The sequence below is a fragment of the Bacillus sp. RIT 809 genome, from assembly GCF_016892495.1.
GTDB classification, from domain to species: Bacteria; Bacillota; Bacilli; order Bacillales; family Bacillaceae_G; genus Bacillus_A; species Bacillus_A cereus_U.
The window spans coordinates 1-11,832 of sequence record NZ_JAFEMR010000016.1; the positions used below are offsets into that span (position 1 = coordinate 1).

Sequence of the window (11,832 nt, forward strand, 5' to 3'; positions counted from 1 at the left end):
CTAATGTTAGTGTGTCTCCAGCCTTCATTTGATTTCCAGATTTATCACTAAAATCAACTTTTATTCCCGTTCGTTCTCCGTAAGTTAGATCCGTTTTGTCGAACTTAAATGTATCAACAAATCCTGTTGTGTTTAATTCTTGAGCATGCCCTATGATAGGCATAAAAACTTGTCCAATAATAACAGTAAAAATAAAACAAACTACAGATATTCTTTTTAAATATGTACTCATAACGCCTCCACTTTTAATTCTCGCATTTTTCTATCTTGAAATTCTTTCCACCCTAAACCACCTTTTAAAAAAGGTACAACTAAAGAATATTTGCAGCATCAAACTATCTTTAATCATGCAAAACAAATCAGTAAACAACACGATTCATTAACCATATTGTTCCTTTCTACTTCTTGTTTTGGCAGCCAACAATAAATATTAGTACTTATAAAAGTGCATTACAAGACTGTTCATTTATATATTAATTTGTTACTATATTCATGCTACCAAAATATACTAAATGACCGCTTTGTTCATATGGTCATCTGACGACTGGCTATTTTTCTCTTTCGAATACTATCCATCACCATTCTCCCTAATAACTTTATTCCACTAGCACTGAAGCACGAACATATTCCGAAATTACACACCTATATTTACTATTTTAATATTTCTCTTCCACTTCAAAACCCAACCTATTTAAGTTTAAAATCAAAACATTAAGCAATAAAATATATTCCACTATAATAATAGGAAGTAATTATAAATAGAAGGTACATACAAATTTTTCAACCTGCTATCTCCTCATTTTTAATAATTTCACAATAATAAGGCTACCTTTCCTTATTAAGAAAGATAGCCTTATTTGTATAGATAACTGCTCTACCGCCTAGTTTTTCGCGCCTTTCAACGACTCTCTCAGCACAAACTTTTGTAATTTCCCACTCGCATTACGCGGAAGTTCATCTACAAATAAGTAATGACGCGGACGTTTATAATCTGCTAATTCATCACTTTCTTTGCAATACATTTCTAAATCAGCTTCTGAAATATTTTCATCTTTCTTTACAACAACCGCAACGACACGCTCTCCCCATAGTTCATCTGGCTCACCAAGTACTGCAACATCTAATACACCTGGGTGACTATGAAGGAAATCTTCCACTTCACGAGGGTAAATATTTACACCACCGCTAATTACCATATCATCAACGCGATCTGCAACGAATAAATAACCGTCTTTATCGAAGTAGCCTAAATCACCAGAATGATACCATCCTTTATACATTGATTTTGCATTTGCTTCTTCTCGATTATGATATCCAGCCATCATAGTCGGGCCGCGTAAAATAATTTCCCCTACTTCATAAGGAGGCAACATATCATCTGGCTCTGCTGGTGCATCTTCATTCGGTTTGACAATTCGAATTTCATGGCTAAAACACGGTGTTCCTGCTGAACCAGCTTTCGTAATTTGATCCTCTTCTACGAGAAAAGCAACAACTGGACCCATTTCTGTCATTCCGTAAATTTGAACAAGATCAATATAAAGACGCTCTTTACATTCCTTCACTAGCGCTGGAGCCATCGCAGCCCCGCCATATACACCGATTTTCATCGAAGTTAAATCATACTCGTCTAGATCTTTTTGCAATAACATATTCCACATCGTCGGTGCTGCAAAAAACGTCGTAATCTTCTCTTCTTGAATGGTATGTAATACTCTATCCGTATCAAAATGATGTAAAATAACATTCTTTCCGCCAACTTGAATGCGCGGTATGATTCCAGCATTTAACTCGCCGCAGTGATATAAAGGCGCTACCACAAGTCCGGCACTATCCCTGTTATATTTTATGAAATACGTACAAATCATACTATGCTCAGCCATATCACGATGGCGATGTAGTACGCCTTTCGGATGACCCGTCGTACCACTCGTATAAAGCATAGAGCAATAATCCATTTCATCGACTACAATATCTACTTTTTCAGCTGATGCTTCATTTACTTTTTCATGGTAAGAACTAGCATAGGAAGGTGCATCGTCTTCTACATACCAAAAAGACGAATTTGGAAAATCTCGTTCAATCATAGTAACTGTTGATTCGACTGCTTTTTCAAAGACAACTACTTTCGAGGCTGCATCTTGGAGGATATACGATAATTCTTTTGCTTTTAAGCGGAAATTAATTGGATTAAAGATCGCTCCAATTTTGGCACAGGCTAAGTAAACGTTTACAAATTCACGACAGTTATATAAGTAAACAGATACACAATCTCCCTTTCTTACTCCTTCTTTCAATAGAGCTTGCGCCGTTTTATTTATTTGCTCATCCCACTGTTTATATGTCCAGCGAATATTTTTTTCCGGTTCTACTAACGCCTCTTTATTCGGATACTTGCCAACTGCCAAATCAAAAATTCTCCCTATCGTCATGTACATACCAACAATTTCCCCCTTTTCTCTTTCATAAATCTATCATTTCGTCTATAAGTAGACATTGTCCTTTAATAATCCGACTAATTTTTCTGATTATTATCGACATAATTTTACAAATAGACCGTTTGATGGTAAATGAAATTATATCGGCGATTTTTTGAATATATCGCACGCAACTCAATTTATATCAGCGATTTTTCGAATATATCGACTTACCGACAAAAACTGACAATATAAAAAGAGGCTGTTCCAAATTGGAACAACCCCCTTCTCCTTAAACGAATAGCTCTTCTAAAATTTTCAGTTTATCTTCTGTATATTTCACGAAGCCATCGTTATATGATTTTGGATCTTTCGGATTTGCAAAATGTGTAATTGCTCCTGTTTGTGGGTGAACAAATTTACTTGATGCACCGCAACCAAGTCCGATAATCGATTGTACTTCTTCCATAATAACAATATTATAGATACTTTCTTGCGTCGGCATTGCATACCCAACGTTTTCTAAGTTACCTAAAATATTTTTTTGACGATATAAATAGTATGGCACGTAATTGTGGTTCTTCGTCCACTCTTCCGCCTCATGCATCATCGCAGTAATTTCTTCGCGACCTGCTACTTTATATTTACGTTTGTTTTGCGTCATTTCAGAAGCACGTTTAAATGATAACGTATGAACTGTTAACGATTCTGGCATTAACTTTTCTGTTTCATCTAACGTATGCTTAAAGATGTCTAATCCTTCACCAGGAAGACCAATAATTAAATCCATATTAATATTGTTCATTCCCATTTCACGTGCTAAATGATACTTCTCAATCGTTTCTTCTACAGTGTGATGACGTCCAATTGCCTTTAGTGTCTCTTGATGGTATGACTGCGGATTAATACTAATACGGTCAATGTTCCATTTATTTAACACTTCTAGCTTTGCTGGTGTGATCGTATCTGGGCGACCTGCCTCAACTGTTACTTCACGTACATCTTTCACATCTGGGAACGCTTGGTACATTTCTTCATACAGCATATCCATCTCTTCTGCTGTAATACTCGTCGGCGTACCACCGCCGTAATAAATCGTCGTAACTGTAACACCTTTTTCTTTTAAAAACTTACCAATTTCACGAACTTCATAATGTAACCCGCCTAAGAACGAATCAACTGATCCTTGGCGTCCGTTAATTGCATAAGCCGGGAACGTACAGTACGCACATTTTGTAGGACAAAACGGAATACCGATGTAAATACTTACTTCTTCTTTCAAACGGTATAAATCTGGAATAACCGCTAATTGGCAATCAACGATACGCTGAAGAAGCTCAATTTTTTCTTCATGAATTAAATAACTTTCACGAAGTTCTTTATGCGCTTCTTCTTTTGACATACCATTTTGAAGCAGTTTGTGAAGAAGTTTCGTTGGGCGTACCCCAGTTAATATTCCCCAGCTCTGTTCAAGTCCAGTTAGCTGTTGAAGTACAGAAAGATATACGTAAGAAACAACATGTTTCACTTGCTTCATACGTTCTTTTTCTTCTGTGAAAGCAGATAAATCTTTAGAGAATGTTTCTTCATATACATTTCCAGTCGCAACATCTGTTAAACGAGCCGATGCTGTCACATTACCTTCTATCTGTATATCAACGATAAGATTTGCTTCTTCTTTCTCAAACCCTATCGTGCTCTCTTCAAAAAATAAACCGCCAATATTTTGTAGCGGACGTAAAAAACGATCATCTTGTAACGTTTTAATTGAAATTAACAACATTATCACCTTTTCATTTGCAAACTCTCTTTAGTTTACTTGAAGGGCGTTTGCAGGTCAATACAGAAGGTTTTACCTTATTTCTATATCCTATTTAAAACATACTGAATATTGATTTTTCACGAATACCCTCTAGTTGTATAGACATTGTAATATGCCCTTGTGACAATCTAAAACGTATTAGTACTTACTACTAGTTTAAATACATATAAAGGAAGAGACTTTTACATATTCACTTCCTTTCGAACCATTTAAAGAAGAACACAAAATATAGCCACAAGCACTCGCTCCTACTGAACAGTCTGGAAATTGGTTTAAAATTCAATTAAACGAAACATCAAAATGGATTTACGCATACGGAATTGTAAAAGGTAACGAGCGAAACGAGTTTGTACCAAAAGGCACAGCAACACGTGGTGAAGCTGCGGCATTTTTAAATAGAATGCTGAAAGTAATCGAAGCATAAAAAAAGAAAAGAAACGTAGCGAAAATGCTACGTTTCTTTTTTCATCGTTTCGGTGTATGTTTATGATTCTTTAAAAAAGGAAGCGGGAATTGCTTACGAAAATGCTCTTTAATCATATACTCTACGCCGTTCTCAGTATTAGAACGTGTAATCCAGTCTGCGGCTTGCTTTAATTCTACAGGAGCGTTCCCCATTGCTACCCCAAGGCCAACATTTTCAATTACCTCTAAGTCTTCTGTGCTGTCTCCAATCGCAACCATTTCACTAAGGTTAATATTTAAATGCTCCCCAAGTAATTGTAAACCACGTAGTTTTGATACATTTTGAGGGAGAATTTCTATACGCCTCGCATCACACTCGACGTACTCTACATCTTGAAATGCCTTTCTTAACGTATTCATCCCTCTTTCTTTTTCACCTTTCGTATGGAAGACAATATCAATTTTTGGTGCAGCTACTGGGTGATCACGCAGGGCATCCCCTAGCGAATCTACAAATTGAACCGGATAAAATAACGGATCTGCGCTTGATAATACAGTACGCGCAATTAAGTTTGGTGTATTTCTCTCACGATTCCCAATTGAATATCTTTCATGAGAAATGCGAACATTACAATCAAAATGCTCTAACACTTGCACAATATTAAAGGTTTTCTCTTCAGATAATCTCCTTTGAGCGAACGGCTTATCTAACGTTGCTGAAATGAAAGCTCCACCGTGTGTAACTAATATAGAATCTAATTTTAACGCCTTCGCTATTTTATGAGCAGATTGAAAATTACGATTCGTAAATAATGTAACGTATACATCTTTTCTTTTCACAAAGTCAATTGTCTCCCGTAACCCTTTTGCGATTTTTCCGTTGTTGTATAGTAGTGTCCCATCTATATTAAGAGCTAGTAAGCGATAAATCATGTCGCACTCCCCCTCTTCGCTGTTGTACTCTATCCATAATTTATGAAATAAATGTAGTAAATAGAACGAGTTAGAATTACTACTGAAAATTTGGTTTACTATATACATATACAACTGGCAAAGGAGATAGTACAATGCAGGCACCACCTTCTTTTTATGAAGGCGATACGTTAGAGGTCGCAAAGAAGTTACTTGGACATAAACTCGTTCATATTGTAGACGGCATAAAGCGAAGCGGAATTATTGTAGAGGTAGAAGCATACAAAGGTCCAGATGATAAGGCCGCACATAGTTACGGCGGCAGACGGACTGATCGAACAGAAGTAATGTTCGGCGCACCAGGACATGCTTACGTATATTTAATTTACGGTATGTATCATTGCTTTAACGTAATTACAGCACCAATCGGCACCCCGCAAGGAGTTCTTATTCGTGCTCTTGAACCTGTAGACGGAATCGAAGACATGACACTAGCGCGCTACAACAAAACTGACATTACGAAGGCTCAGTATAAAAACTTAACAAATGGACCCGGAAAACTATGCCGCTCACTCGGAATCACTTTAGAAGAGCGCGGCGTATCACTTCAAAGTGATACGTTACATATTGAATTAGTTCCTGAAGAAGGCCATTTATCATCCATACATAACATACTAGCTGGTCCTCGTATTAATATTGATTATGCAGACGAAGCCGTTCACTATCCATGGCGGTTTTATTATGAAAAGCATCCGTGTGTTTCAAAGTAAAGGAGCTATCCTATAATGTTTCACTGACTTTGAACTGCCCCATCCTGTATATTTGCAAGTGACCAAACCAACAAAAATACGAAGGTAATTTCTTATTTCATCACACATCGAAAAGCCGAAATCCGGGCTCGGATTTCGGTTTTGTATATATAGAAGGAACCATTTCCTCTCCAAAATTCCCAAATACAGTTCACCTCCGAAGAGGAACCTAAAAAAACATTAATTTTCTTATGAATTTTTTAATGCATTATAATTATCTAAATTGAATTTCGTCATAATGAAAGTTCCTGTTGGCGTTAAAAGCTGAGAAATAGATTGTATGACATGAGGTAATTGCGCTGGCTCAATAGGATGTGATAATAGAATGTACTGGAATTTTTCATCTTTAAATACCTCGTGTAACTTGTCATACTCGCTAGAAGTTGTAGGACCTACCCTATTTGCAAGAGCTGCCGCTTTTTCATTAACTTCTGCACCGAATGTGGAAACTGCCGGGTAACGCCTTTTCATTTCTAATAAAGTTGCACCACATCCAGCTCCTATATGAAGAATATTTACTTGATCAGGCGCAAATCGATCTACAATTGCTAGTAAATCATAATGAATGTATAAACTTTCACCATAAAATCCCCATTTTTCATACAATTTTATATTATTTGCATGTAAAACTATGGAAAAGTTAACACTGTCTTCTCTCCACGATACGCTTCCATAGTGATGAATAAATGTATCTTTACATAAATACAATTTATATCCCTTTTCAAAAATTCTTAACGACAAATCATCATCTTCATAATTCCCTGGTGTAAATCGTTCATCTAATACTCCAACTTCATCTAACACTGATTTTTTTATAAGCATACAAAATCCTATTAATTTCATACGTTCTTCCCATTTATTTTTATCACTTTGATTATATAAAGTTGCAAAATTCTGCATCCCTTGAATATCCTTATAAAAGGTTTGTATAGCAGTATAGTAAGCAGCATTATTAGTGACGGGTCCTACAGCTCCAGTATCTTCGTTTTCATACAAACACCGAATTAAGTTTCTTAACCACTTTTTAGTTACGACCACATCATTATTTAATAATAGAATATTATCACCTTTTGCCTTTTTAATTCCCTGGTTGCATCCCTTTGGAAAACCCATATTTTCTGCATTTTCCACTAGTATAATATCCGATTGTTTTTGTAACCATTCTACAGTACCATCTGTTGATGCATTGTCCACAACTATTAACTCATACTCTTGTTCCACTGTATAAGTTCTAATACTTTGGATGCATTCTTTTGTGTATTGTAATTGATTATGAGTTAATATAATTATACTTGTGAGCATGAATCAGACTCCTCTCAGCAACCGAAATAATTATCTAGTATTATTAAATACTATTTTTTAAATAAACCATCAAAATATTTTCTATTATATTCAATACTTGGATTATTAGGTATGAACTGTGCAGCTTGTTCGTTGTGATAAATTGCCTTTTCATATTCTTTTATTCGATCATAACAAATACATAGTTGAATATGCGGCAACCATGTATGACACTCTTCCCGGACAAATGGAGAATCTTTTGATCGCGGTCCGTCAATTGCTGCATGGTACCAATATATTGCTTTGGCATATTCACTTTGCTGCAAAAATACACGTCCTAAGTGGCAACAAAGTTCTCCTCTAGGTGTGTCATACATAAATGATTGTAAACAAGAATGGATAGATTTTTTTAAGTCCCCCAATTCAAAATAACATTCGGCTCTTTTTAAACAAGCTTGAATATTATCTTCAACCCAACCCTTTTCTTCATCTAAAAACCTTGAATACCACTTAACAGCCTTATCATATAATCCGTGATCCTTACATTCATTTGCATAATAGTACACATCGCGGGGGCTAAACTCTTTTCCACTCTCAAGATGTTTTTCATATATTTTCAAATTACGATTAGTATATGCTTTTTCTTTTTTATGACTTACCCCTACATCACTATTTATAAGATTTCCATACACCTCTAAATATTCATGAACAAATCCATGCCACTGAAAATTTTTACTTCTGTTGACTAATCGATATCTCCTTAAAGAATGCGTTGGATTTCCTTCTATATCAAAAGTTAAATAATATTTCATAGATACTGCATCCGTACTACGATCTAACGTACGTTTTAACTGTAGCAATTTCTTTCCATCATCCGTACCTATTATGTCATCTGCGTCTAGCCAAAGAATATATTCTTTTGTAGCTTTAGAAAATGCAAAATTTCGTGCCGCTGAAAAATCTTCAATCCACTGAAAATCATAAACTTTCGCATCGTACTTCTTCACAATCTCTTTTGTAGCATCTGTTGAACCTGTATCTACAATAATAATTTCATCCACAACACTTTTGACCGATTCTAAGCATTTTGATATAGTCTGTTCTTCATCTTTTACAATCATGCATAAACTAATAGTAATTGAGTTTCCCATCATATCCCCCCTACCCTTTTGATGTATATGTTTGGAGAGAAATTTATATTTCTTTTGCTTCAAAATTGGGGTTTCATTTTACAAATTAAACAAACTCACACAAGTTGATAACTTGTTCAAGACAGGTTTTTCTTTCACAAAGCGCTTTAATAAACTTAATGGTATACATAAAAAAAACGCCCCCATACTAGGAGCGTCTTCCACTATTAAGCTTGTTGTTGCGCGCTATATAATTCTTCAAGTGGCTGCATAATGATTTTGTTAACGTCAGTGATAACGATGTTTAAACGTTGCTCAGTTTCCATTAACTTTGTGATTTTAGCATCTTGTTGAATGCGAGCTACAACTTCTTGTGCTTTTTGGTTGTCTTCTTCAGTGATTTCTTGACCTTGCATCATTTTTTGTTGTAGGCCAAGTTGCATCGTGCGGAACTCTTCGAATAAGTTCTTTGACTCTGCATCTCCTTGTACTGCTGCGTAGCTTGCTTTTAATGTTTGGAAATCTTCGTTTTCAGCGATTGCTTTTTGTAATTCATATGCAACATCATGAATGTTTTTTGTCATTTTATTTTTCCTCCTTTAGAAGGCTAGCGCTTTTCATGCGCACTGCCTTTTACGTGCCTTTACATAGGCACCTCTTCTTACCATATCAAACTATGCAAGAGATGTGAAGAAATTTCACTTTATTTCTATGTATTCGCTTTTATTACCTAAGGAACAGAAGTAACAACCCTTGCATAAGTCCAATCATTCCGCCTAATAATGCACCTAAATACGTAATCATTTTCAACTCATTTTTTGTAATGGACAATACGAGATCTTCTAGTCTCTCAGTTGAAAATGTAGATACTTCTTGCTGCACAATTTCCGCAAGTTGTAGATTGTTTAGTATGCTCGCTACATTTTCTGTTCCCCACTTCAAGCCTTTCGTTACTGCGCTTGGAACTACTTTTTCAATAACCGTTTCTCGAACTGGTTCACATACTTTCTGCACAGATTGGTTTAAAAATTTACTCACCGTTTCCTCTACTTTAACAGCTGACAATATGGAGCTCACAATCATTTCTTTCTCTACAAACGTTTCTAATTCTTGTACGTCTCTTCCTTTTAACTTTTCCCACTCTTTTTGCAGTACATCAGTTAACAGCCGCTCTGTTCCATCTTGTCCTAAAAACTTAATCACTTCCGGCTGCACACGATCCACTAAACTTACATTCCCTAAAAACATACCGACTAAATTAAGCAGTGTCCCGCGAGAAGCGAAAAAGTCGTCAATCATTTTTGAAAGGCGTGCCTTTCCTTCTTCACTTTCAAAAAAGCTAATTCCTCTTTTCAAAATAAAAGATGCTACATTCGGAATCGTATTCTCTATTTTTTCATGAACAGAATGAGGTAAAGCCTGTTCCCATGTATATGTACAGTACTCTGCTAAAAATGCATGAATTTTTTCTGTAATAACATGTTCGACTTTTTGAGTCGCCTCTTCTTCTACATGTTCTAAATTCCATTTTTCTAACATATCCCGTAACGACTGTTCATTCGTTATTACTTTATCAACTTCCACTTGTGCCCAGCGAATTAAACTGGCTTGAAACTCTTCATTTGTTAATTTCTTTCCGATTCCTTCTGGTGTTAACAAATGTTCTACAACCATTTTTCCTAATTGAACAGCAAGCTCATCACGACGCTTCGGAATTAACCCTGGCGTAAATGGAACTTGAAACTTCCCAATATAAATAGGACGATGAGGACGGAATAACATTTTTATTGCTAAATGATTCGTGTACCCTCCAATAATCGCCCCGAGTCCTGTCGTTGTTAGCATATTCAACCATATATTCATCATAATCAACCTTTCACTTCTCCAAAACTATAGCATATCATCATACGGACAAAAGTATAATGGTATAAAAATGTATTTGCAATATATAGCTTCGCCTATTATGCAAACATCCTGTTAATAAAGGAGTGATTTCGTTGGTTCTTGGTCTTTTAACTTCTAAATTTCATCACGAGCAAATGTATTACACCGAAATCGCTAAGCGAGCTCGTCTTTATCATAACGTCGTTGCCCAATTCACACCGTTTAGCATTGATTCAAAGACAGATCTTGTTTCTGGTCTTATTTACGATACAGATACAGGAAATTGGATAGATCAAACCTTTCCCATTCCTTCATATATATATGATCGCTGTCATTTCAAGGAGGATAAAGCATTCCAACAAGCAAAATCGATTATTCATTCATTACGCAAACGTTCCTCGACTACTTTTTTAAATAACACTCTTATTAATCCAAGTGATTTACACAATCTTTTTCTTACTAATAAACGTCTTTCTCCTTACATTCCAAAAATAAAAAAAGGAACGGTCCAAGGAATTTTCAAATTACTACTAGAAACAAGAGATATTGTTATACGTCCTATCAATATACACTCTAATGAAAATTTATATCGAGTCACTTACAAACATAAAACATTTCATATCGATACAATAAATGAACAGCATTGTACTTCTACTAAGTTCAAACGGACAGATGAATTTATATCATGGTGCAAATCGAACGTACACTCATCCCATTATATGATCCATCCAATGTTACAACCTCCAAATCAACTATCATATCCAATTCATATTCGAACCATTATGCAAAAAAACAAAGAACAGAATTGGGAAGTACTCGGTCAATTCATACAAAAGTCTTCATTCCCAGCGCAATTTTTACTTTCAGTAACAGAGCGGTCCATGTTACATCCATTTTCCAAAATTAAATATTTGCTTTCTTCAACTGGTGTTCAATTATTGAAAGATGCTTTACATGATGTTGTAAATGAAGTGTTTAAAACACTCGATCAGTCCTATTCGTCATTATTTGAATTAGAGCTTTCTACCATTATGGATCAAAAAGGTGCCATTTGGCTTATGTACGTCAATACGATGCCGTCTTACGAAGTTTATACTAGGTACAACGACGAACTCGCTGAACAAATTTTTCATGGTCCATTAAAGTTTAGCCGTTTTACACCATAACGAAAG

General features: G+C 35.6%; 9 protein-coding genes and 2 pseudogenes. 3 read left to right on the top strand and 8 right to left on the bottom strand.

Features of this window, described 5'->3' with window-relative positions; translation table 11 throughout:
* The 3 genes and pseudogenes from JTF23_RS17505 to JTF23_RS17515 form a co-directional block, all read right to left on the bottom strand.
* Window positions 1-232 (bottom strand): annotated as a pseudogene (locus JTF23_RS17505) (Ig-like domain-containing protein); the annotation flags it as partial.
* Between the two features lie 649 nt (window positions 233-881).
* On the bottom strand, window positions 882-2,438 hold the full coding sequence (locus tag JTF23_RS17510) for a fatty acid--CoA ligase (RefSeq protein ID WP_002159120.1): 1,557 nt from the start codon (window positions 2,436-2,438) through the stop codon (window positions 882-884).
* A gap of 271 nt (window positions 2,439-2,709) precedes the next feature.
* A complete protein-coding gene (locus JTF23_RS17515; RefSeq protein ID WP_204209288.1) occupies window positions 2,710-4,200 on the bottom strand; it encodes a coproporphyrinogen III oxidase in 1,491 nt (496 codons plus the stop codon).
* Window positions 4,201-4,543: 343 nt separating this feature from the next.
* Here JTF23_RS17515 and JTF23_RS17520 point away from each other — a divergent pair.
* A pseudogene (locus JTF23_RS17520) lies at window positions 4,544-4,663 on the top strand (S-layer homology domain-containing protein); the annotation flags it as partial.
* 41 nt (window positions 4,664-4,704) lie between these two features.
* Here the strand turns inward: JTF23_RS17520 and JTF23_RS17525 are convergent.
* Window positions 4,705-5,577 (bottom strand): Cof-type HAD-IIB family hydrolase, encoded by an 873-nt coding sequence (locus JTF23_RS17525; protein ID WP_002114839.1) that lies wholly within the window; start codon window positions 5,575-5,577, stop codon window positions 4,705-4,707.
* Between the two features lie 134 nt (window positions 5,578-5,711).
* Here JTF23_RS17525 and JTF23_RS17530 point away from each other — a divergent pair, with 134 nt between their 5' ends.
* Window positions 5,712-6,326 carry a DNA-3-methyladenine glycosylase gene (locus JTF23_RS17530; RefSeq protein WP_204209289.1) on the top strand — a complete coding sequence of 205 codons (615 nt, stop codon included), beginning with the start codon at window positions 5,712-5,714 and terminating at the stop codon, window positions 6,324-6,326.
* Between the two features lie 228 nt (window positions 6,327-6,554).
* Here JTF23_RS17530 and JTF23_RS17535 read toward each other — a convergent pair whose 3' ends face one another.
* The 4 genes from JTF23_RS17535 to JTF23_RS17550 form a co-directional block, all read right to left on the bottom strand.
* Window positions 6,555-7,667 carry a glycosyltransferase gene (locus JTF23_RS17535; RefSeq protein WP_204209290.1) on the bottom strand — a complete coding sequence of 371 codons (1,113 nt, stop codon included), beginning with the start codon at window positions 7,665-7,667 and terminating at the stop codon, window positions 6,555-6,557.
* A gap of 50 nt (window positions 7,668-7,717) precedes the next feature.
* The gene (locus JTF23_RS17540) at window positions 7,718-8,797 is read right to left on the bottom strand and encodes a tetratricopeptide repeat-containing glycosyltransferase family 2 protein (protein ID WP_204209291.1); all 1,080 of its coding nucleotides are present in this window, start codon (window positions 8,795-8,797) and stop codon (window positions 7,718-7,720) included.
* A gap of 206 nt (window positions 8,798-9,003) precedes the next feature.
* On the bottom strand, window positions 9,004-9,360 hold the full coding sequence (locus tag JTF23_RS17545) for a YlbF/YmcA family competence regulator (RefSeq protein ID WP_002159128.1): 357 nt from the start codon (window positions 9,358-9,360) through the stop codon (window positions 9,004-9,006).
* 142 nt (window positions 9,361-9,502) lie between these two features.
* Window positions 9,503-10,648: a DUF445 domain-containing protein gene (locus tag JTF23_RS17550; protein ID WP_204209292.1), complete on the bottom strand. Its 1,146-nt coding sequence runs from the start codon at window positions 10,646-10,648 to the stop codon at window positions 9,503-9,505.
* Window positions 10,649-10,773: 125 nt separating this feature from the next.
* Between JTF23_RS17550 and JTF23_RS17555 the strand changes: the two genes are divergently transcribed.
* Window positions 10,774-11,826, top strand: coding sequence for a YheC/YheD family protein (locus JTF23_RS17555; RefSeq protein ID WP_016103834.1), 1,053 nt, complete (start codon window positions 10,774-10,776; stop codon window positions 11,824-11,826).
* The last annotated feature ends 6 nt before the right edge of the window (window positions 11,827-11,832 follow it).

Excerpts from the sequence above, each read along its gene's own strand:
- JTF23_RS17545 (WP_002159128.1), bottom strand. The coding sequence starts at position 9,360 with ATGACAAAAAACATTCATGATGTTGCATATGAATTACAAAAAGCAATC.
- JTF23_RS17540 (WP_204209291.1), bottom strand. The coding sequence starts at position 8,797 with ATGGGAAACTCAATTACTATTAGTTTATGCATGATTGTAAAAGATGAA.
- JTF23_RS17530 (WP_204209289.1), top strand. The coding sequence starts at position 5,712 with ATGCAGGCACCACCTTCTTTTTATGAAGGCGATACGTTAGAGGTCGCA.
- JTF23_RS17535 (WP_204209290.1), bottom strand. The coding sequence starts at position 7,667 with ATGCTCACAAGTATAATTATATTAACTCATAATCAATTACAATACACA.
- JTF23_RS17510 (WP_002159120.1), bottom strand. The coding sequence starts at position 2,438 with ATGTACATGACGATAGGGAGAATTTTTGATTTGGCAGTTGGCAAGTAT.
- JTF23_RS17525 (WP_002114839.1), bottom strand. The coding sequence starts at position 5,577 with ATGATTTATCGCTTACTAGCTCTTAATATAGATGGGACACTACTATAC.
- JTF23_RS17515 (WP_204209288.1), bottom strand. The coding sequence starts at position 4,200 with ATGTTGTTAATTTCAATTAAAACGTTACAAGATGATCGTTTTTTACGT.